Here is a 23,020-nt window from a genome sequence, read left to right as displayed (position 1 = left end):
CCCCAAACTGAGGACAAGAACTTGATTCTAATCATTAAACTCAACAAATACACACTGAAAAAATACCCTCAAAGGATAGTCTCAATATCCTACAGATCGGTCCTTATATGTCCTTGATGGATGCCGTTTGCGAAATTCTTTCGCGAATGTCTTCTTCAGTTCGTGGGACTAGAAAATCTACCATCATTTCTGCGTTTGCTTGAACTTCCTCGATGAAAGGACGGAAACTCTGATTATATTCTTGGAACGCAAGTTCATAATTCCCATGGTTTTTTTGGAAAGCATCAGCCAAGGCTGCCGCTCCATCTATTGCGAGTGATCCACCCATGCCAGCAGCCGGAGAGGCGCAGTATCCAGCATCACCGACTAGGGCTACCCTGCCTTTTGTCCACGACGGCATTTTCATTTGGCACAGCTTGTCAAAGTAAAAAGTTTTTGAGTTCTTCACTTCTTCCAGCAATTCCGGCGTTCGCCAGCCTAGTCCGGAAAATTGATTCAAAATGATATCCCGCTGCTGTTCCTCGTTTCGGTAGTCGTAAGGGAGTTCCTTCTCCGAAGAAAAGCAGAGCACGATATCGGTTTTATTGTTATAAGAGTTCAGCATGACCGCCTTGCCCGGCTCGTTGTACATCTGTGTCGTATTCTCCCGGATCAACAACTTATCCACGATTGTGATAGAGAAATACGTTTTAAGAAAATGCGAAAATTCCGCTTCCTCGCCGAACCATAATTTTCTGACGGCCGAATGAATACCATCACAGCCGAATACCAGGTCATACGAGCGCTTTTGTCCTCCTTTGAAAACTACTTCAACGCCATTACTTTCTTCCTTTAATGACGTAATGCTATCTCCGAAAATAAACTCAACGTCATCTTGGACAACCTCGAACATGATATCCAGCAATACATCTCGCTCGATTTCATATTCATCTTCTGCAAGCTGCTCACGGATTTCGACTCTTTCAGTGACATCATCGGAATTTTTGAATTCCATCAATTCCATGTCTATTTTGTTCGACTGGATTTGGTCTAGAAGCCCCATACGTTTCGCGATGTCGGCGGTATTTTCGCGGATATTTACAGGTGTGCCGCCTTTTTTAAGACCTTCAGCGATCTCAACAACGGTCACGTTGTAGCCAAACTGCTTCATCCAATAGGCTGTTGAAATTCCGGCGAAACTCGCCCCGCTAACTAGAATATTTTTTTTCATATTCGTTCCTCCCATGATCCATAATATTTCTAATGATGTTGTATAGAATAAAATAGCTTTGTGAACTGAATATGAATGTAGTTATGCAGAAGCAGCCGCTAAGCGGCTGCTTTTGTTTTTCAACAGCGCGGGGTACCTTCTGAAAAGAAATTTCGATTAGAAAGTATTAATGAAATTATCGGCAATTCCGATAAAAATACCTATGTGGATTATAGAATATTGCTCTGGGCAGGCTAGGTGCAAAGCGATTCATATACAGTTCATAAATGCATTTTAAAATAAGATGACTTCTTGTTAGAAACCTGTTTTACGAAAAGCTGCTTATTGCAGATAAATATGGAGGTAAGATACGTTTGGAATTGTTTGAATTTATTTTGTTGATGCTGGCGGCAGTCTCTTTATCCAATTTAGTAAACCGGTTTATCCCTTCGGTCTCCGTGCCTATTATTCAAATTGCGCTGGGGATGTTAATTACTTTGCTGCCCTTGCATTATGAACTGAAATTAAATCCAGAGTTGTTTTTGCTTTTATTCATTGCCCCGTTGCTATTCAATGATGGCAGGCATGCGGATAAAGAAGCGCTTTGGAAGCTGAAGAAACCGATCCTTTTGCTAGCGCTGGGTCTGGTGTTTGTAACGGTAGCCGTGATGGGATATTTCCTGAATTGGCTACTTCCGGTCATCCCGCTGGCGGCAGCCTTCGCATTGGCAGCTGCACTAGCACCTACCGATGCTGTGGCCGTGGGTGCACTGGAGCAGAAAGTGAAGATCCCCCATCAGACGATGCAAATTCTTGAGGGAGAGTCGTTAATAAATGACGCATCAGGGCTGGTCTCCTTTCAATTCGCTGTAGCTGCAATGGTCACAGGTGTATTCTCTTTCAAAACGGCCAGTATCAGTTTTATTGCCATTTCACTTGGCGGTGTGGTGTTAGGCCTTCTGCTTACCTTAGTAAAATATGGTGTGGTGAAGTGGTTGCGCAAATTGGGGATGGAAAATGTCACGCTCCACATGCTGATTGAGATCCTGACTCCTTTTTTGATTTTCATGGCTGCGGAGGAATTAGGGGTCAACGGTATCCTGGCTGTTGTCGCCGCAGGAATCGCCCATTCTTTTGGTTACAAGAAAATGAACCCCGAGTTAGCCAAGCTGAGTGTTGTATCCAAAAGCACCTGGTCGGTCATTATCTTTGTATTGAACGGACTGGTTTTCCTACTACTTGGAACACAGCTTCCTGATATTATCCAGACGATTTGGAGTAACCCGGACATAGGGAATTTTAAAGTCATTATGTACACACTATTATTGACTTTAGCTGTACTCGGGCTGCGTCTCATCTGGGCAATGCTAATGGATAATCCTGAAGGTGCCAAACCGCGCGAACCTTGGCGGCTCCGGTTGAAGAATGCGCTTATCCTCAGTCTATCGGGAGTCCGGGGAACGATTACACTGGCGAGTACCTTGTCACTGCCGTTTTTTCTGAATGATGGAACTGCATTTCCAGCCAGAGATCTGATCATTTTCCTTGCGGCTGGAGTTATCTTGTGGACTCTTCTGGCATCCAACTATCTGTTGCCGCTTTTATTAGGTAAAGAAACACAAACGGAGCAGGAAGAGGACGAAATTCAGGCGAAAATTGAGATTCTGAGGAATGTGGTTACCGGATTAAATGAACTGACCACGGACCAGAACCGGCTTGCGACCGCCCATATTATCAATATGTATACTTCCAGAATCCGAACACTTAGGAAAGATGAAAAGAAAGATAAGACACAGCGGTCCTTGGGTCTGTATGTCATGAAATGGGAAAGAGAGAATACGTTGCTTGCTCTTGAAAAGAAAGAAGTAAATCCGTATACAGCGTACAATTACCTTAAAAGAATTAACCAACTGTTGTTTATGCGCACAAGAGATGTCCGCTATAAAAAAGAGGTTTTTCCCATTAAGCAATGGGTCGAAATGTTCGGGATGCTGAATCCTGCCCGACTAAGCATTCGAGAAAGACGCGCTGAATTGACCAGACTCAAAATTCAAAATATGGCTTATGTCATTGAGCAGCTAAAAGGTCTGCTTTCAGAAGGCGAATCAGATATAGAGGCAGTCAGCTCACTGATCTTGCAATATGAAAGTATACTGCTGCGTATGACCAGAAACGAATCGGACACATACTCCCGACGAGAGTTCGACCTATCGATGCAGGATCTGGGCCGGGTCGGAATTCAACTGGAGCGAGACAACATTCAATCTATGTTTGAGACAGGGCGGATTTCAAGACAGGGCATGAAAGAAATGAAACGTGATATTCTCTTCATGGAGCATGATCTGCGAGAAGAGGCAATGGCTTAGAATTTATGAGAAGAGCATATGGAACAACATGTTAACCCGTTGAAAAACAATTAACATCCGTGACAAAGTATCGTGGGACAAAACCATTGAAGTCGCTATTACAGCGGCTTTTTTTGTTGTATCGGTACATGTTCTTGTTCGAAGTCGAGGATGCTGAAAGGGGATTTTACTATCCTATAAGTTTACTAATAACGATCACAAGACAGTTATAAAACGATTCTTTACCAATCGTTCTAGATATGTTATATTGTTGGCGTAGGAGATATACACGATTACGAAGCAGAGAGTGATGGGGCTCGGTGTAAGATCTTACTACGTAGTTTTATGCCTATATTAGAATGTTCGTTCTCAATATATCAATATGTAGAAGGGATGAATTGAACATGGAGTATCGTGTATTAGGAAATACAGGTCTTAAAGTAAGCAGTTTTGTATTAGGTACAGGCACATTTGGTTTTTGGGGAAATAATACGGAAAAAGAGGCTGCAGTCATGTTGGATGAGGCTTTGGCTGGAGGCATTAACCTGATTGATACGGCGGATGTTTACTCCAGTGGTCAATCCGAAGAGATTCTGGGTAAGCTCCTACAGGGCCGCAGACAGGATGTTATTCTAGCCACAAAAGGCGGAATGCCCATGGGCAGTGGACTTAATCAATCTGGTAACTCGAAGTATTGGATCAAGCGTGCAGTCGAGGGAAGCTTGAGAAGGCTGCAAACGGATCATATCGATGTGTATCAACTGCATCAGCCAGATCTCCATACCGATATTGAAGAGAGTCTTGACGCGTTGACGGATTTGGTTCGTGAAGGGAAGATTCGCTATATCGGTACATCCAATTTTCAAGCATGGCAGGTAACCGAAGCACAATGGGCTAGTGAACGTAAAAATATGGCACGCTTCGTATCTGAGCAAGCCCCTTATTCCATTTTGAATCGGAGTATCGAATTCGATTTGCTTGCCGCGACCGCGAAATATGGAATGGGTGTCCTGGTTTGGAGCCCGCTTTCGGGTGGCTTATTAACTGGAAAATACCGCTCGGGAGAAGCGGCTGCTCCAGATTCAAGAGCAGCGGGATCACTAGGGCAACTTTCGGTTGTTGTCGACCCGAATCGAGAAGAAAATCGTACCAAGTTCGAAGCCGTTGCCAAGCTCCAAACCCTTGCAAATGAAGCAGGATTAACGTTGCCTCATCTTGCCATGGCTTTTACACAAGCTCATTCGTCGATTACCTCTGCAATAGTGGGGGCAAGAACAATTGAGCAACTGCGTGAAACATTAAAAGGCAGCGATATCCGGTTAAGCACTGATATCCTGGATGCAATCGACGCCATCGTTCCGCCGGGTGTGACCCTGGATGCTCTGGAAAAAGGTTGGACACCGGATTGGCTACAAGCAAACAAACGAAGAATCCAGGCTTAATTCGACATGTCTTATCACTGAGATATGTTCAATTTAACTATCTCAGTTTGCCGAACAATCACTTAATGTATAATGATTATTTGAGGTGATGACGATGGCAAGATCCAAAGAGTTTGAAGTTAATGAAGTATTAGATAAAGCAATGCATCTCTTCTGGACACAAGGATATGAGAAAACTTCAATGCAAGACTTGGTTGAGTTTATGGGTATTCATAGAAGAAGTATCTATGATACCTTTGGGGATAAACATGCTTTATTTATGAAAGCTCTGGAACGATATGAAACGAAGCAGACCAGCAGAATGAAGATTCTGATTGAAAAACAAAAACCAATCAAACAATTAATCCGTGAGATGTTTGAGTTTACTGTAAGAAACGAAGGAGAACCTCTGGGGTGCTTTTTGGTGAATTCAGGTGTGGAGTTAGGTGTATTAGACACTGAAGTTTCATGCTTCGTGGGTGAGAGTTATGCGCGAACCGAGGAATGTTTGACTAACCTTGTTCTGGAGGGGCAACAAACGGGTGAGATTAATTCTGATCTTGACTCGGTCGTTATTTCTCATTATCTAATGAACGCTTGGCTAGGACTGCGTACGTTGGTTAAGACAACAACAGATCAACAAAAAATAATGAATATTATTGATATGACACTGTCTGCTTTAGATTAAACAGCAAGTTAGATCTAACTGTTTTTTTACACATTAGAGAACGATCATTCTAAAAAATATGTAGGAACCTAAGGAGAGATTATGATGAAATACACAGTGATTACTGGAGCAAGTTCAGGGATTGGATATGAAACGGCATTAGCATTTGCAGCACGTGGAAAAAACTTGATTTTGGTAGCTAGAAGATTGGATAAACTGGAGGAGCTTAAATCAACCATTCAGAGTATAGATCCCCAAGTAAATGTTATTGTTCAGACAAGTGACCTATCTGTTACAGATCAGGCTTACACACTATATAACAATCTGAAGGAATACCAGATTGAGACCTGGATCAACAATGCAGGGCTCGGTGAAGGTTCATTTATAGCAGAACAGAAATTAGATAAAGTTGAAACGATGTTACGAGTGAACATTGAATCCCTGACCATCCTTTCTACACTGTATGTGCGAGATTATGCTGAGGTTGAAGGTACTCAGTTAATTAACGTCTCTTCCGCACTCGGATATGCCATTGCTGTTGGTAGTGTTGCTTATTCTGCATCGAAATATTATGTTAGTGCCTTCACAGAAGGTCTTGCCAAAGAACTGGAACTGAAAGGTGCAAAACTAAAAGCGAAAATCCTGGCACCCGCGATAACGGAAACGGAATTTGTGAAGAGATCCATAGATGCTGAAGAATTTGACTACAAAGCAAACATGCCTAAGTACCACACGGCTAAAGAAATGGCGGGCTTTATGGTGGAACTGTATGATCACAACGAAGTAGTAGGGATCGTAGATCAGAACTATAATTTCAATCTGAGAGGTCCGATCTATCCAGTTATTTCAGAATTATAAATTCAATTCACATAGCTGTGGAATACATCAAAAAAGCAGTGAATCCATTGGTGAAATTATGGAGTACAACGAAAATTGGTAAGATAGAATTGCCCCATCAACTCGCGATGGCACCCATGACAGAGAGGATACACCTCTGGGTGGAGTCCAAGATGGTGAACAAGGTCCTGAACTTTATCTCTACCTTGTAAAGGAATTAGCTCAATTAGATTTAGCTTTCAACAGAGGAGCTACACTAACATCAAGCGTGAAACGTGGCGTACAACTGAACATTGTACGCCATATTTTTAGTCTAATAGCAGAGGAAGAGGAAGATGATGAGAGCAGCTCAAATACAGAAGTATTCCAAAACCATTCATGTAGAATTAAACCGGATGGACATCCCTCATATCGATAGTCGAGAGGTCCTTGTCAAAGTAAAAGCTGCGGGTGTCAATCCACTGGATATCATGAATATGAACGGCAGCGTTCGGATGATTGCCAACTATAAGTTGCCTTTAACTCTAGGGAATGAACTATCTGGTGTGATTGAAGCTGTTGGTGAAGATGTTTTGAATTTTAAATTAGGGGACCATGTGTACACAAGGTTGCCGCTGAATAAAATTGGTGCTTTTGCTGAATATGCAGCTGTGAATGAAGATGCTTTATCCATGATGCCCGAGAATCTATCTTTTATTGAAGCTGCTGCCGTGCCGCTTACTTCCTTAACTGCGTATCAAGCGTTACATGATGTACTTCAAGCCAAAACCAATAAAAAGCTGTTTATTCCTGGAGGAACCGGAGGATTCGGTGCGATGGCTATCCCCATTGCTAAGTCCATGGGATTAACGGTTATTACAAGTGGCAGTGAAAGAGGCAGATCACGTACATTATCAATCGGGGCAGATCAATTCATTAATTATAAGGAAGAACATTATGCTGACATCTTGTCCGATATCGATTATGTGATAGACACCTTGGGTGCCGAAGATATCAAAGCTGAACTGGGTATTCTAAAACCACATGGGAAATTGGTATCCTTGAAAGCTGGCCCTAATTATCGCTTTGCGGTTGATAATGATTTTCCGATGTGGAAAAAAGCATTGTTTGGTCTGGCAGGTGCTCGATTGGATTCTCTAGCGCGTAAGAATCAGAATGAATACCGCTTTTTATTTGTACAAGCCAGTGGAATTCAATTACAAGAGATCACAAGCCTAATAAAAAAAGAAGATATTAAGCCATCTATAGACTCAACTTACACGTTTGATGATATCGAAAAGGCATTGAATAAAGTGTCGACGGGTCACTCCCAGGGCAAAGTGATTCTGACCTTCTAAAGGTATAACGAAACCTGATTCCCGGTACTAAGGTTGATGTTATTAATGAAGATCCCCGTTCTTCTTTAGATATTAAAGAAGAACGGGGATAGAGGGATAGATACATATAAGACTTAAACAACTCCAACTTTTTATTGTTATTAATTGACCTGAATTGTTTGAACGTGTTATTTTGACAATAGAATTTAATTGTGTAACTTACAAATGGAAGAATTCCTAAAGCTTTAGAAAAGGCAGTATCGCAGTAAATGGTTCAAAATTGAAATGATAAAATAAAGGTATGGTGACAAAATGGAAAAGCAAAACTTGGACTGGAGTAATCTCGGATTCAATTACAGAAAGACAGAAAAACGATATGTTTCAAATTTTATAGAAGGAAAATGGGATGATGGAATTTTAACAGAGGATACCAATGTAGTGCTCAACGAATCGGCAGGCGTTCTCCAATATGCGCAGACATGCTTTGAAGGTTTAAAAGCCTATACCACCCAAGACGGACAAATTGCTATTTTTCGTCCCGATTTAAATGCACAGCGCATGGAGGATTCCGCTATAAGACTTCATATGCAACCCTTTCCAAAGGATAGGTTTATAGATGCTATTGTCGAGACAGTAAAAGCAAATGCATCATATGTACCACCGTATGGCTCTGGTGCTACACTATACATACGACCTACTCTATTCGGAAGTGGTCCTGTTATTGGGATTAAACCTTCTGAAGAGTATCAGTTTAGAGTATTTACTACACCAGTAGGCCCTTATTTTAAAGGAGGAGCCAAGCCCCTTACCCTCTGTGTTAGTGATTATGATCGTGCTGCGCCTTATGGTACAGGACATATCAAAGCAGGATTGAATTATGCCATGAGTCTTCATGCGCTAAGAACAGCCCAAAAAAATGGATTTGATGAAAATATGTTTTTGGATGCTGCAACCAGAACCAAGGTTGAAGAAACAGGCGGGGCCAATTTTATCTTTATAACCAAAGACAATAAAGTTGTTACACCTAAGTCAGAAAGTATTCTTCCGTCCATCACCAGACGATCTTTAATGGTCGTTGCTGAGAAATATCTCGGCCTTGAAGTTGAGGAAAGGGAAGTTCTTTTCGAAGAGGTAAAAGATTTTGCAGAATGTGGTTTATGTGGAACTGCAGCTGTTATTTCTCCTGTGGGTAAAATAGATGACCATGGTAAAGAAATATATTTCCCAAGTGGTATGTCAGAAATGGGACCTATTTCAAAGAAACTACTAGAAACTCTTACTGGTATCCAGATGGGAGTTCTCCCAGCGCCTGAAGGCTGGATTACAAACATTACTATTGGCGGGGCTTAATGCCCCGCTTTTTTCTATTGAAATGTAAGGGTGCATAGAGGGAAAATGATATCTATTCGATTTCATCCTTTTTTTCGACACGCATAAACGTATGCGAAGGGAATAACCATGTTGAATAAACATTGCCCATGAGATTCATTAAGTTCTCAATCACTATCTAACGATGTATTAAAACTTCATAAATTCCTTCGTTTTTATACCAGAGATTTTTCATGTAGATTGTGTATGATGGTCTGATGAAACGAAAATGGAAAAATGTATTCGCTTTACATAACTGGTGCCTCCGCAGAAAGTATTGTAGAGTTGTAGGAGCAATTACGCGATGAAGGTGAGAAATATGGAGATCAATAATATTCTTGTTGTAGACGATGAACCGGAAATTCGAGAAGCTCTCGTTATTTACTTAAAAAGCAATGATGTAGACGTATTTACGGCCTCTAACGGAGTGGAGGCACTGGAGATCCTTGAACAAGAAACGATTCATCTTATTATCATGGACCTCATGATGCCGCAGCTTGATGGAATCAAGACGACATTTAAAATTCGTGAAGATAAAAATATACCAATCATTATGCTCTCCGCCAAATCGGAGGATAGTGACAAGATTTTGGGACTTAATGTTGGAGCTGACGATTATATAACGAAGCCGTTTAATCCCTTGGAACTGATCGCAAGAGTCCGATCCCAGCTGCGCCGGTTTACGAATTTAGGTTCCTTTCACTCCATTGGAGAAGAGATCATTCAAGTCAAAGGACTTGTGCTGAACAAAAGCTCCAAGACTGTTGAAGTGGATGGAGAGGACGTTAGACTGACGGCGAAGGAATACAAAATTTTGGAGTTGTTAATGGAAAACAAGGGCAGAGTTTTCTCGATTGAAGAGATTTATGAGCGCGTGTGGAATGAGCCGGTCTTTGCTTCAGAGAATACGGTTGCCGTACATGTGAGAAACATTCGTGAGAAAATTGAGATCAATCCTAAAGACCCAAAATATTTGAAGGTGGTATGGGGAATTGGATACAAAATCGAGAAAAAGTAAAGAAGATCGAAAGATTGGAATCGACCTTCTTGTCATCATAATCGCAGTTATTATAGGGATCTTTATACTTATAAACGAGTATTTATACCTGGGGTTGAGTCTGAGATTTTCAACTTCACGTTTCATCTGGGAATTGCTTTCCAGTATTATCTTGGGTTTGTTGGTAGCCAGACTGTTTCGTTATTTTAAGGCACCACATAATAAACGTTCCTTCTGGGATGGCAGTGTGTTGATAGATTATTTTCATATTTGGAGAACCGGCTTTAGAGCCAGTCTGCAAAACGGGAGACTAACGTTTGGCCTCATTCTTATGTTTCTGCTGACCGCCTTAGCCGGCATTTGTTTTTGGGAAGCAGTCACATATTACGGACAGGGATGGCTCATTCTTTATTTGTTGCTATTTGTGCTGTTTCTGGTTCCTTATATGCTCTCCAAGCTTGGGCGTTTCATGGCCATCATCAATGGAAGTAAAGAGATTGCCAAAGGGAATATTCAGAACTCAATTCAAGATAACGGAAACGATTCCCTATCTGAACTTGCCGGCTATATTAACAATATGAAAGCCGGGTATCAAAGCGCGTTGGAACATCAAATGAAAAGCGAGCGGTTAAAAACGGAACTGATTACCAACGTATCGCATGATTTGAAGACTCCGCTTACTTCAATTATCAACTATGTCGATTTATTAAAAAAAGAAAATCATCCTTCGGAAACAACCCGAGCCTATATTGAAACGCTGGAACGCAAGGCGCTTCGACTGAAACTATTAATTGAAGACCTGTTCGATATCTCTAAGATGGCCAGCGGTACAATAGAGCTGGATATGGAGTATGTCGATGTGGCAACGTTATTGACACAAGCGATAGCAGAATCAAACACCCATATGGGACAAGCGTCGCTCGAAATTCGGGAGAGGATTGCCAAGTTTCCGATCCATGCGAATTTGGATGGTAATAAAATATGGCGTGTATTCGAAAATTTAATTAGCAACGCACAGAAATATTCGCTTCCAGGAACCCGCATCTATATTTATCTGGACGAGACGGATGATCTGGTAAGGTTCAAAATTCAAAACACCTCTGCCTATGAGATTGATTTTGATGCGGAAGAACTGTTCGAACGTTTCAAAAGAGCAGACGAATCCCGCCAGACAGAAGGCTCGGGACTAGGGCTGGCTATTGTGAAAAGCATCGTTGAGTTGCATGGAGGCAAGATTAAGGTCGAGATTCACGGCGATCAATTCAACGTTATTGTGCATTTACCCAAGAAGGGCTGAATGAATAAAAGATCACCAACATGATACACATGTTGGTGATCTTATTTTTTTGACGAACTAAATTCAAAGGTACTAACTCAATAACCCCCAACGAAAAGCATAGGCAACGACCTGTGTTCGATTTTTTGCACGCAGCTTGGTCATCAAGCTGCTTACGTAATCTCTCACTGTATACTCGCTGAGGAACAACAAGGAAGCGATTTTCTTGTTATCATAACCTTCCGCCAGAAGTTCGAGAACGGTTGCCTCTCTTTCTGTTAAAGCGATGGCCATCGTTTTGGCGGTGTTTTCCTTCTCTTTTCTAGATAAAAACAAACCAATCCTTTTCCCCACTTGTTCAAGCAAATCCAGCTCAGCCTTCGTGCAATCAAATGAATCTCCCATTTGGTCAAAAGTGACCCAGCCATACAATTGATGCTCGTGAGCAATCGGTATAAATATAATCGAAGACAACTGAAATAACTGGATATGCTCATCCCTTAGATAAGGTTTTGGATTCTTCAAATAGATCGGTCTTTTTGAGTTGAAGATTAGATTTTGCTCGGTCAATTGTCCTTTCATACTCTGAATTTTCGGAAGTTCTTCACCAATGACCCCATAGAACTGGTTGGACCAAGGTACATAGGCATAGAAGACACAACGTTTATAATTGAAATACTTCTCACATTTTTTCAGGATAAAGGCTAGATCTGAAGCTCCCGAAGAACTGACTAGGAGTTGGTTTAATTGGTCCAACAGACGCAGTTTTATTAATTCGTTATTTTCCTCCGTTTCATGATTACCAGACTCCGTATCAGCCCACTTATGAAAGCTATGCATCAGATACGAAAAGACAGATAACAGGAACATAAGCGGGTCCAACATCCGTTGATGTTTCAGTTGTATTAATAGTGTTAGTAAAGATTTTTCCAATATAATTTGAAGCCATTGTAAGCTTGCCATATTTAAAATAGTTAGCTGGGATTGAACCCAGGTATCCAAATAAGAAGAATAATGATTATCCATATGATCCAAGTCTGAATAAGTAAACATCTGAAAAAAGGATCTCATCAGTACTCCCGTTTCGTTCCGATGTGTCTCAGAGATGTTAGCTTCCGAGATCAGGTAAATATTTGTGTTTTCTTCGAGCTGTTTGCTATGCGTTTTGAAAAATAATACAAATTCCTGAAAAGTCATTTCAGTATATGGATGAAAATTTTGTGTCATAATAAGCCGTTCCCTTCAAGTGAAATACCCTACAAATGGGGGGTATACAATCCATTATTACACAGAACTTTATAGGATAGTATTTCAAAATTAAAGGAGTAAGATTGAGGAGTACAAGTTCATGAATCTTACTATGAAGAAATGGAGCGGTTGAATCTTATGAAATTAAATGAAAAAGTAGCTATTGTTACAGGTGGTGCTAGTGGAATTGGTGAAGCCACCGTTCGCCTTTTCGCAAAAGAAGGAGCAAAAGTGGTCATTGCTGACTTCTCTGAACATGGTAAAGAACTAGCTGCCGAACTCAATGGGGAAGGTCATGATACGTTATTTGTCAAAACAGATGTGACTAAAGAAGAAGATATTAAACACATGATTAATGAAACCGTTGAGAAATATGGTAAGTTGGATATTATGTATGCAAATGCAGGGGTTGCCGATGACGAAGCCGCTGATGTATTGTCATATGATAAATGGAAACGAACCATCGATATTAACTTGTCAGGTGTATTTCTTTCCGATAAATATGCTATTGAGCAGTTCCTTAAGCAAGGAAATGGCGGCGTTATTGTTAATGCTGGCTCAATCCACAGCTTTGTTGCATTGCCTAAAACGACAGCTTATGCCTCGGCAAAAGGAGGCGTTAAACTGTTAACTCAGAATTTATGTACTGCTTATGCCAGTAAGGGAATCCGTGTTAACGCCGTATGTCCTGGATACATTGAAACGCCTCTCTTGAAGAACGTAGATGCAAAAAGCAAAGAATATTTAACTTCACTTCATCCACAGGGCAGACTTGGACGACCAGAAGAAGTCGCAAAAGCTGTGTTGTTCTTAGCCAGCGATGATGCTAGTTTCGTGAATGGTACTACCTTGCTTGTTGATGGAGGCTATACCGCACATTAATTCAGGTCAGATAAAAGATAATTTACCTGAAAACCAATTTTCAAATCGAAATAAACCTCTATATCATTGAAGACTTCTTCATTGATGTAGAGGTTTTCTTTTACATACGGCGGAGGCTATAGAAGATTCCTTAATTACCCTTTGACAGAGCATTAAGGTTTGCTGCATACTGACTTTATAAAGTTGTTTTATAAAGAGGATTACAAAAAGCGCTGGCTACATTAGAAGGATCTACGGAAATACGGGAGGTGAGGGTTATGGTATATATAATTTTAGCAGTTATCATTTGGATTGGGGCATATGCGGCTTTGAAATCGTCGAATCAGCCTATAGAAGTGAAGCCAATTCGATCAATTAATGATCTCTTTGAATAGATAAAGGTTTTGCCATGAATACTTAATAAGTTAACTTTATAAAGATGAATAATAAATCCAACTTGAACTCGGAGGATTTTAAATGATTAAACTCGTAGTAACTGATCTGGATGGAACATTTCTGAATAATCAAGGTTCGTTTGATATTGAACTTTTTAATGAAGTACATGAAGAAATGCAAAAGAAAGGAATAACGTTTGTAGCCTGCACGGGAAAACAGTGTGAACGAGTAGAAAAGTTGTTTGGTGACCATGGAAAAGGGATTTGGATTCTTGGAGATAGCGCAGCCAGAATCAAGAAAGATGGAAAAGTCGTCAAAGAGTTTAGCATTGATCGCACACTCGTTCTGCGAGCAATTGAAGAAATTCAAGGTTTTGATCCCCACATGACAATCATTGTATGTGCAAGCGATGCAGCATACGTACATTCCTCTATCTCTGATGATATGTACAACGTAGTTAAAGGCTCTTATGAACAAGTCATAAAAATGGATTCCTTCTCCGAAATCGATAGTGATTTTATCAAAATAACCGTATTTGATACAGAAGGCAGAAGCACAATGCTTAGAAAACATGTGGAACAGACGTTAAATGGCCAAATCTACATTGTCGACTCTGAAGCCAGGTGGCTCGATATTACTGCTCTTCATACCCATAAAGGCGAAACGGTAAAAAAATTACAGGATATGCTGGGGGTAACTGCGGAGGAAACGATGTCGTTCGGTGATGGAGAGAACGATGTTGAACTGATGGCAATTGCTAAGTACAGCTTTGCTGTTAGCAATGCTTGCGAGAACACCAAAAAAGCAGCAAGTTTCATCACAAAATCTAATGAAGAAAATGGTGTTCTTATAACCATTCAAAAAATGATGGATTTACAGTAGGACTGCTCTAATCATTCAAATAGAAATTACTATATGACGAAGCCTGTGAATAGGAGCGTGGGATATTTGCGTAAAAATGTATATTTGTCAGGCTCTATACTTACTTCTGGGGAACGACGAAAGTTGGAACGGTTAAATACGATTATGGAAGCACACTTTTTAACCACACATCTACCACATAGAGACATAGAAAATCAATCTATACACTCAAAAAGTGGAGATGAAATGTTCAAATCTGCAGTTAAGGCAATAGAAGAATGTGATATGTTTGTCGCTGTTTTAAACAACAATGGCTTGAATTTAAGTAATACCTGCTGGGAGCTTGGTTATGCTTATGCGCATAAGAAACCAATCTTTTGTCTACATGAAGGTGAATTCAATATCAATCAATGGGGACATCTGATGTTGATGAATTCTTCAGTTGTTTGTCATAATGTGGAAGAACTCAAAGAACAATTAGATCTTACATTACAAAATGATAAATCTAAAGAAAGTAGTTCATATAACAAGAAATGATATCATCTCAGAGAATGAACTAGCTGAACAAATAGGTGAGATAGAAGTATCCTTAATGAATGAGAGTGATCATGAAGGTCATAACATGATTAGTTTCAACACATATAAAGTAGGTACAAAACTATTTAAAATCAAAAACAAATGCTATAATAAAAAAATCTTTTTCAATCTGATCGGAGGCAGACCATTGTAGAATCTCATTCCTTTTCCTGAATACAACTGAATATTGAAAAGGATGAGTACAATGCTTACAAAATCATTTCATAGACTCTGGCTTAGTCAGGCTCTATCTACTTTAGGAGACATCTGGTACATTTTGGCGCTTGTCGTCACGCTTTACCATCTATCTGGTTCTGCTACCGTAACGGCTTTGTATCCCCTACTTAGAGTTGCTGGTATGACAATCGGCAGCATCGCGGCTCCTCTTATCATGCGTAAGTTGCGCTTGAACCGCTTACTTGCATCTAGTCTTGGAGGGCAAACTATTGGCTTGGCATTGCTCACCATATATATGTTTCTAATGGGCAAAGACAATCCTAATATTGCTATATTGATCGGAATGGTTTTTGGGATATCAATTCTGGAGGGGGTAGCGGGCCCAGTAAGATCTTCTCTTGTTGCTCTAACCGTGCCTGAAGCATCGTTGCTTAAAGCGAACAGCGTGCTAGTGGGTATTGTACAGTCATGTTCTCTGGCCGGATGGGCGTTCGGATCCATGACAGTCAGTTGGCTTGGTGCAAGTCAAGTGCTGCTCCTTTCTACAATGTTATTAGGCGGTGCTTGGTTATCATCCTCCATGATATACGAAACTAGAAACAGTACACACCAAACACCAGTGGGTTCTTGGAGACGATCGCTTCAAGATGGATGGCAGAATTATTTTAGGTTACCGCAGTTACGTGTTTTGTTATGGATGGATGTATGGGAAGGCTTATTTAGAGGTGCATTCGCAGGGGCGCTATTGCTCGTGTTCGTAGGAGAACGACTACATGTGGGTGAAGTATGGTGGGGATGGATGAATGGCGCCAATTTAGGTGGATTCGTTCTCATTAGCATTCTTATGAGCCGTTTATCGAACGGAAACTGGAATCTAGGGGGCATGCTAGCGGTGGGCAGTGGATGCGTTGCTGCGCTAACACTCGCATTCAGTTTTTCTACTAGCCCGTTAGTGACACTCTTTATCATGTTCGCAATCGGGGCTTCTCAAGCCATAAAGGATTTAGCGGAACGTACTTCTTACCAAACAAGCGTTCCCGCTTCAGAGCTTCCACCGTTATTTGCGGCCCAATCATCACTTACCTCAATTCTATATGGTGTATCATTATTATTATCTGGTTGGTTAGCGGATACTGTAGGTATTCAAACGCTCTACATCTACGCATCAATTGGATTTTCTCTTTCCTTTATTGGTGCTCTTACGTATCGGAGGAATGGACTAAAAGTAAATAGATACATCGATACGGAAGAAACGGTGAGTTAAGTATTCATGAAGTGAGATTTATATTCTATTTTGTCAGCTAAAAATGTTGAATCCTATGACGAGGCTATCCAGAACTTATGGATAGTCTTTCTTTATATAACATAGTCCCTTGATTTTTGAACAACAAAGCCTTCAAAATCCCCCTCTATCTCGATTATTGAGCGTCTACTTCAGATTCATTTCTTTCAGCAAAAACCTATCAATATTCACTTTGTTACTTTTTAAATATAAAAGTGTAAAATGTATGACGTAACTTTAATACACAATTAATTCAGTGTCAATACGCACTTTTAAGATAATTTATTTACGATGTGAATGGAGCATACAGAATCCAACACTTTTTAAACAAAAATGTTGACAAAGTAAAGGTCCGAAAATAAGATAGAAGCATTCTAAAAATAAAATTAGTAAAAAAAGGATTTTGTTTCGATATTTTATATGGAGTTGATGACTATTCATTCTACAGAAAAATTAATATTGCTGCAGCAGCAGAAATGGGCGGAGAAGGATATCCTGTTCGAAATGACATGTGATCGTACGCCAGAGGGGCATTTTCTCGATACATACATAGCCTTGTCCCAGCATGAAATGCTTATTGCAACAAGTCTCAAGGAACCGGATCACGAAAAGACCTTTAAGGGCTATTCGATCCCTGTCAAAAGTTATCCACGTCAGGATCCGCAGGAGGAGGGGAAATGGTCGGTTCAAACGTTGAAAATCAGTGGAATTGAATCCGTTCTCATTGTGAACCTTGTTGCATCCGGGATGCTTGTAATGAAGGCTCCAGATGAGCGAATCATAGCGGCGTTCACGAATGGACTGATGAGCAAGGCATCCAGGCTGGCAGCAATCTTTACGAAGCTGAAAAAGCAGGAGGAGGTGGACAGCGAGTTACTGGAGGATGAGGAGGCAAATGCCTCTTGTCCCAAATGCGGGAGGATTTACCCGGAAGAAGGTCGAGAGATTTGCCCGAAATGCATGAAGAAAAGCGCATTGATCCTCCGGCTGTTATCGTTTGCCAAGCCCTATAGAGCCTCTTTGTTGCTCATTATTGTGTTGATGCTTTTAAATTCCGTGACTGGGCTTGTCATTCCATATTTGACGGGTACGGCCTTATTTGATCAGGCGCTAAAAGGCGAAGGATATTTTGGCGGACAGGTAGGGCTAGTCATCTTGCTAGTCATTATTTTTCGCACTATATCCCTATTATTTGGTGTCTTCTTCGGAATCATCAATGCGAGGCTGGCCGCAAACATTGTTTTTGATATAAAATCTGTCATTTTTACTGCAATGCAGCGCTTATCACTAAACTTTTTCAAGCGGAAGCAGACCGGACAGCTGATGACCAGAGTTAATTACGACGCCGCTGAACTGCAAATATTTTTCATTGATGTACTGTCCTATTTTGTTGTGAATGTAATGAATATCATCGGCATTACCGTCATTTTGCTGGTATTGGACTGGAAGCTCACACTGCTATGTTTTTTGCCGATGCCGATTGTTATTTTTCTGGCACGCCAAGTATTCCCCAAGCTGTCGAGGCTATCATGGCGGATGAACCGCCAGGTATCATCATTGAACTCCATCATTAGTGACTCGATCAAAGGTGTCCGGGTCGTCAAGGCATTTGGCATGGAGCACAAAGAAATGCAGCGCTTCCAGCAGGCAAATGCGAACTTCTCCGGCTCGGAGCAAAATTATAACCGTTTGAGCGGTACGATCTTTCCAGTACTTAATGGGCTGACTCAAATAGGCGGTATGCTCATCTGGGGATTTGGAGGATGGATGATACTCAAGGGTGAAATTTCGTTCGGGCTTATGCTGACCTTTGTCAATTATATGTATATGTTATATGGGCCCATTGAGTTTATGAACAATATTGTAGGCTGGTGGTCGCGTTGCATGACGGCTTCGCAGCGATTATTTGAAATTGTGGACGCAAGCCCTGATGTGAAGGAGAAGGAGAATGCGATTCGGATTCCAGTCATGAAGGGAGATATTCAAGTATCAAATGTTGTATTTGGCTATGAGCCGAATAAATCGATTCTGAAGAATGTTACGCTGCAGGTGAAGGCAGGACAAATGATTGGCGTCGTCGGACAATCTGGAGCAGGAAAATCAACTCTCGTCAACCTCATTTCCCGGCTTTACGATGTGAATGAAGGTGCAATTACGATCGACGGAGTAAATGTGAAGGATGTGGCTGCTGAATCGTTGCGCTCCAATATCGGAATCGTATCGCAGGATGTGTACGTGCTATCAGGCAGTATTGCTGAAAATATTGCCTATGCCAAGCCGGATTGCAGTGTCATAGATATCGTTCATGCGGCGAAAATAGCCAACGCCCATGATTTTATTGAGAAGCTGCCGGACGGCTACGATACGATCGTGGGTACGGGCGGATACAATCTGTCAGGTGGTGAAAAGCAACGCCTCTCCATTGCGAGGGCAATTCTGCATAACCCAATAATACTGATTCTAGATGAAGCGACAGCTTCTCTGGATACGGAGACCGAGCTGCAAATCCAAGAGGCGCTGGATAAACTTATCAAGGGACGTACAACGATTGCCATTGCGCATCGGCTCTCCACGCTTCGCAATGCCGACTATCTGGTCGTGATGGATCAGGGCAAGGTTGTGGAAGAAGGAACACATGAATCGCTAATGAGTACCGAGGGCGCTTATTATCAATTGGTGAAAAAGCATGATGAAGCATTAAAAATAAGCGAGGTGATTTCAGCATGAGTTCGTCTGCATCACAGAAGAAGACAACTCCAACCCAGGATACAGAGCTACAGGAGGAAAAGGGCGTGGCCGGTTCGCTGTCCGATGCCGCCGACATTCACTATCTCACAGAGGATAATGCAACATTTCATAAAACGGAAGGTCGGATGTTATCCGTAACGGTGGGGGAAAAGACGCATCCAGTCGTGTATGTACATTGCTCTTTCCCTCATACGAATAAACGCATGTATTTGTCCATCCGGACGGTTGAAAACAAGGAAATTGGTATGATCCACAGTCTGGAGGATTTTACGGAAGAGACAGCGCAGCTGTTAGAGGAGCAGCTGCAAATCCGTTATTTCACTCCAGAAATTAGCAGGTTGATTAACGTGAAGGAGGAGTTTGGCTACTCCTACTGGGAAGCAGAGACGACAGGCGGACTATGCCGATTCACAGTCAGAGGTGGTGGTGGCAACGCCAAGCTAGTAACCCCAGACCGACTGCTCGTCACTGACGTGGACGGTAATCGGTTTGTCATCCCAAATATAAATAAGCTGACAGACAAGGAGTACCGGATGGTAGAGCTATGTATGTATGGTTAATCAAGTTGACTAGAGCGGACATGAAGGATGGTGAATGCCTATGGATTTGAATTTTTCGCTTGCAGAGCCGGATGTGAAAGCTGCTGTGCAGGCTGTCGGAACTGACATTGAATATTGTGTGCCCGCTAATCTGTCGCTACTTGGCTACCGTACGGCCGGATTTCTGGTTATCGGGCAGAATAAATGGGCTTACATCGAGCATGGTCAAGCGAAGGAAACCGGTATTATTGCTGACTCATGGGAGTACAAAGTCATTCCGCTTATCGGAAATATTGTGCTGGAGACCGAAGATGAGCAGGGAAAGCGTATCCTCGTCCGCTCCTCCATGGAGCATGCTCCACGCTTCGGTTATATTGCACAAGTGCTGAATGATAAATCAGCAGCCCGCAAAGTTCGGATTTTCAATAATGATGAGGAAAACGTCTGTGTTAAGTGCGGTGATCGACTAGTGCAAGGAACCCGTGTATGCCCCAGATGCATGAGCAAGTCCGCGGCGTTCAAAAAGCTGTTCGGTGTCTCGAAGCAGCATTGGAAGCCGCTGGCGATGGGTCTTATTGTCATGATAGCGGCTTCCGCTATTGCACTGGCAGGACCTTATTTTCAGGAAATTCTGATTAACGGTGTCTTGCAGCCGTCTGACGGACATAGTCCGAGCATGAAGCTGTTCTATCTCGCACTTGCCGCCATGATCGGAGGACTTGTGGCCGGAGAACTGCTGGCGATTATTCGGGCACGGGTCATGGCGAATGTCAGCTCCAATATTGCCGCCGATCTGCGCAAAATGGTGTATGAACGAGTACTGAGCCTGCCGCTTGGCTTCATGACCTCTCAACGGGCGGGAGATATAATGAACCGGGTAACGGCGGATACAGACCGGATTCGGCAATTGATTCAAGAGCTATGCACAACAGCAATCTATCAAATGATTTTGCTGGTTGCGGCCAGTAGCTTACTCTTCAGCGCTGACTGGCGCCTGGCATGTGTTGTGCTGTTGCCTGCCCCTATTGTCGCCTACATGAATATGTACATCTGGAAACATGTGCTCTGGAAACTGTATCAAAAACAGTGGGCAATCTACGACCGGGGGAGTTCTTTTCTGCATGATGTGCTGAGCGGAATCCGGGTTGTCAAGGCATTCGGCAAGGAAGCCACGGAGATCAAAAAATTCCGGTCCCATAACAGTGATTTTGCTGCCGCTACGATAAGAACCGAGAGTCTGTTCAACATGCTGGCCCCGATAACGAATTATTTAATTCAGCTTGGCCAATATGTTGTGTTGCTGCTTGGCTCTAACATGATTTTGAACAATCAGATGAATGTAGGTGAACTGATCAAGTTCAGCATGTATGCTTCCATGGTGTTTGGACCGATCGCCTGGATGATGTTCATGCCAAGATGGGTCTCCAATGCGATGATTTCCATTGACCGCGTTTTTTCGGTCATTGACGAGCAGCCAGAGGTAGTGGAGACTGATAAAACAGTGAGACATACGATTCATGGCGAGGTTTCGTTCCGCGGTGTGTACTTTGGCTATAACTCCTATGAGCCGGTGCTGAAGGATGTGTCTTTTGATATTCGTAATGGGGAAATGATTGGGTTGGTGGGTCATTCGGGATCGGGCAAGTCTACCCTGATTAATCTCGTCTCCCGCTTCTATGATGTGAATGAAGGTCAAATTAAAATTGATGGTGTAGACATTCGGGACATCCAGAAGGATGACATTCACTCCCAGATTGGTGTCGTGCTTCAGGAGACCTTCCTATTCACAGGCACGATACTTGATAATATCCGTTACTCTAAGCCGCAAGCGACGGAGGAAGAAGTCATCCGGGCGGCCAGGATTGCTAATGCGCATTCATTTATTATCAATCTGCCGGATGGGTACGACACGCTGCTTCAGGAGAACGGGAACAATATATCCGGTGGTGAGCGCCAGCGTCTGGCAATTGCAAGAGCGATTCTGAATGATCCGCCAATTCTTATTCTGGATGAAGCGACTTCTGCACTCGATATTGAGACGGAAAGTGTCATTCAGACGGCGCTCCAGCAGGTAATGAGAGGAAGGACAACGATTGCCATTGCCCACAGGCTGTCAACTCTCCGCAATGCCGACCGGCTGATGGTACTGGAGAAAGGCAAGATTGCAGAAATTGGCTCCCATGCCGAGCTAATAGAGAAAAAGGGCATTTACTACACACTGATTACAGCCCAGAGGGAGATGTCGAAGAAAGAGCAGACGGGGTAACTCATCCATCTCAATCCATTTTGTAGTTTGTTCGTCACATGTATGCTCCGGCAGCTGCGTTGTACTTAGAAATAGGAGGAACGCCGATGACCTTAAACAGGTAACCGGCGTTTTCACTTATTTTTTCGGCATTTTGCTCTCATCCATGTAAAGCAGGTTCCAGCGGTGACCGTCCAGGTCGGCAAATCCTGCGCCGTACATCCAGCCGTCGATTTCACTCGGTTTGCCAAAGATGCTTCCTCCGGCAGACTCTACTTTTTGAATAAAGGTATCTACTTTTTCTCTGCTTTCAGCGCCAATGGAAAATATTACTTCAGCGCTATTGGAAGTATCTGCTGTTTTTGAACCTGTGAATTTCTCAAACGCCGACTCCGGGAACAGCAAAATCGTTGTTTGACCTATGGAAAGCTGGGCTCTCTCGTTCCCAACGCTCACCGCATGGAATCCAATTTCATTGAAAAAGGCAGTTGACTTCTCAACATCTTTGACAGGCAGGTTAATCCAGATCTCCTGTGACATGGTTGTAGCCTCCTAGAATATAATTTTAACTACGCCTACTATACTCTACTTTTGGCAGCAGATGCGAATCTTATCAAAGAAATAAATGAATGTTATTATTATGAATATTGAACAAATGGAGGGATGAACAT

The 23,020-nt window shown here is 42.1% G+C and carries 18 protein-coding genes; 15 read left to right on the top strand and 3 right to left on the bottom strand.

The window, feature by feature from the left end; translation table 11 throughout:
* Positions 1-103: 103 nt before the first annotated feature.
* Entirely contained in the window at positions 104-1,210 is a 1,107-nt protein-coding gene (locus BLS14_RS07650) for an FAD-dependent monooxygenase (RefSeq protein ID WP_090950696.1), read from the bottom strand.
* A gap of 353 nt (positions 1,211-1,563) precedes the next feature.
* On the opposite strand from BLS14_RS07650, the gene BLS14_RS07645 reads away from it, so the two are divergent.
* The 8 genes from BLS14_RS07645 (at position 1,564) to BLS14_RS07610 (ending at position 11,437) form a co-directional block, all read left to right on the top strand.
* Positions 1,564-3,555 carry a Na+/H+ antiporter gene (locus BLS14_RS07645; RefSeq protein WP_090950691.1) on the top strand — a complete coding sequence of 664 codons (1,992 nt, stop codon included), beginning with the start codon at positions 1,564-1,566 and terminating at the stop codon, positions 3,553-3,555.
* Positions 3,556-3,938: 383 nt separating this feature from the next.
* On the top strand, positions 3,939-4,976 hold the full coding sequence (locus BLS14_RS07640) for an aldo/keto reductase (protein WP_090950688.1): 1,038 nt from the start codon (positions 3,939-3,941) through the stop codon (positions 4,974-4,976).
* A gap of 94 nt (positions 4,977-5,070) precedes the next feature.
* Positions 5,071-5,643 carry a TetR/AcrR family transcriptional regulator gene (locus BLS14_RS07635; RefSeq protein WP_064637640.1) on the top strand — a complete coding sequence of 191 codons (573 nt, stop codon included), beginning with the start codon at positions 5,071-5,073 and terminating at the stop codon, positions 5,641-5,643.
* Between the two features lie 84 nt (positions 5,644-5,727).
* Positions 5,728-6,480: an SDR family NAD(P)-dependent oxidoreductase gene (locus BLS14_RS07630; RefSeq protein ID WP_064637642.1), complete on the top strand. Its 753-nt coding sequence runs from the start codon at positions 5,728-5,730 to the stop codon at positions 6,478-6,480.
* 317 nt (positions 6,481-6,797) lie between these two features.
* Positions 6,798-7,796 carry an NADP-dependent oxidoreductase gene (locus tag BLS14_RS07625; RefSeq protein ID WP_090950685.1) on the top strand — a complete coding sequence of 333 codons (999 nt, stop codon included), beginning with the start codon at positions 6,798-6,800 and terminating at the stop codon, positions 7,794-7,796.
* A 291-nt stretch (positions 7,797-8,087) separates the two neighbouring features.
* Complete coding sequence (locus BLS14_RS07620; RefSeq protein ID WP_063563680.1) at positions 8,088-9,125, top strand: branched-chain amino acid aminotransferase; 1,038 nt, start codon at positions 8,088-8,090, stop codon at positions 9,123-9,125.
* 337 nt (positions 9,126-9,462) lie between these two features.
* Positions 9,463-10,161 carry a response regulator transcription factor gene (locus tag BLS14_RS07615; protein WP_064640817.1) on the top strand — a complete coding sequence of 233 codons (699 nt, stop codon included), beginning with the start codon at positions 9,463-9,465 and terminating at the stop codon, positions 10,159-10,161.
* Positions 10,136-11,437, top strand: a complete 1,302-nt coding sequence (locus BLS14_RS07610; protein WP_090806786.1) for a sensor histidine kinase — start codon at positions 10,136-10,138, stop codon at positions 11,435-11,437. Before BLS14_RS07615 ends, BLS14_RS07610 begins: the two co-directional genes overlap by 26 nt.
* A gap of 72 nt (positions 11,438-11,509) precedes the next feature.
* Here the strand turns inward: BLS14_RS07610 and BLS14_RS07605 are convergent, their stop codons facing one another.
* Complete coding sequence (locus BLS14_RS07605; RefSeq protein WP_090950682.1) at positions 11,510-12,643, bottom strand: LuxR C-terminal-related transcriptional regulator; 1,134 nt, start codon at positions 12,641-12,643, stop codon at positions 11,510-11,512.
* A gap of 159 nt (positions 12,644-12,802) precedes the next feature.
* Here BLS14_RS07605 and BLS14_RS07600 point away from each other — a divergent pair, with 159 nt between their 5' ends.
* From BLS14_RS07600 to BLS14_RS07570, 7 genes are all read left to right on the top strand, one after another.
* Complete coding sequence (locus BLS14_RS07600; protein ID WP_064640818.1) at positions 12,803-13,546, top strand: SDR family NAD(P)-dependent oxidoreductase; 744 nt, start codon at positions 12,803-12,805, stop codon at positions 13,544-13,546.
* 456 nt (positions 13,547-14,002) lie between these two features.
* Complete coding sequence (locus tag BLS14_RS07595; RefSeq protein ID WP_090806784.1) at positions 14,003-14,803, top strand: HAD-IIB family hydrolase; 801 nt, start codon at positions 14,003-14,005, stop codon at positions 14,801-14,803.
* 66 nt (positions 14,804-14,869) lie between these two features.
* Entirely contained in the window at positions 14,870-15,319 is a 450-nt protein-coding gene (locus tag BLS14_RS07590; protein ID WP_063563684.1) for a nucleoside 2-deoxyribosyltransferase domain-containing protein, read from the top strand.
* A 244-nt stretch (positions 15,320-15,563) separates the two neighbouring features.
* A complete protein-coding gene (locus tag BLS14_RS07585) occupies positions 15,564-16,799 on the top strand; it encodes an MFS transporter (protein ID WP_090950676.1) in 1,236 nt (411 codons plus the stop codon).
* Between the two features lie 447 nt (positions 16,800-17,246).
* On the top strand, positions 17,247-19,544 hold the full coding sequence (locus BLS14_RS07580; protein WP_090950671.1) for an ABC transporter ATP-binding protein: 2,298 nt from the start codon (positions 17,247-17,249) through the stop codon (positions 19,542-19,544).
* The gene (locus BLS14_RS07575) at positions 19,541-20,125 is read left to right on the top strand and encodes a DUF1854 domain-containing protein (protein WP_090950666.1); all 585 of its coding nucleotides are present in this window, start codon (positions 19,541-19,543) and stop codon (positions 20,123-20,125) included. The genes BLS14_RS07580 and BLS14_RS07575 overlap by 4 nt, the downstream gene beginning before the upstream one ends.
* Before the next feature lie 40 nt (positions 20,126-20,165).
* Entirely contained in the window at positions 20,166-22,370 is a 2,205-nt protein-coding gene (locus BLS14_RS07570; protein ID WP_090950661.1) for an ABC transporter ATP-binding protein, read from the top strand.
* Positions 22,371-22,487: 117 nt separating this feature from the next.
* Here the strand turns inward: BLS14_RS07570 and BLS14_RS07565 are convergent, their stop codons facing one another.
* Positions 22,488-22,889 (bottom strand): VOC family protein, encoded by a 402-nt coding sequence (locus BLS14_RS07565; protein ID WP_072733113.1) that lies wholly within the window; start codon positions 22,887-22,889, stop codon positions 22,488-22,490.
* Between the last annotated feature and the right edge of the window lie 131 nt (positions 22,890-23,020).

This window comes from Paenibacillus sp. OK060 (assembly GCF_900101205.1).
Lineage (GTDB): Bacteria > Bacillota > Bacilli > Paenibacillales > Paenibacillaceae > Paenibacillus > Paenibacillus marchantiae.
Note: the sequence above shows the minus strand (reverse complement) of the source record. Positions and strands in the feature narration are given on the sequence as shown.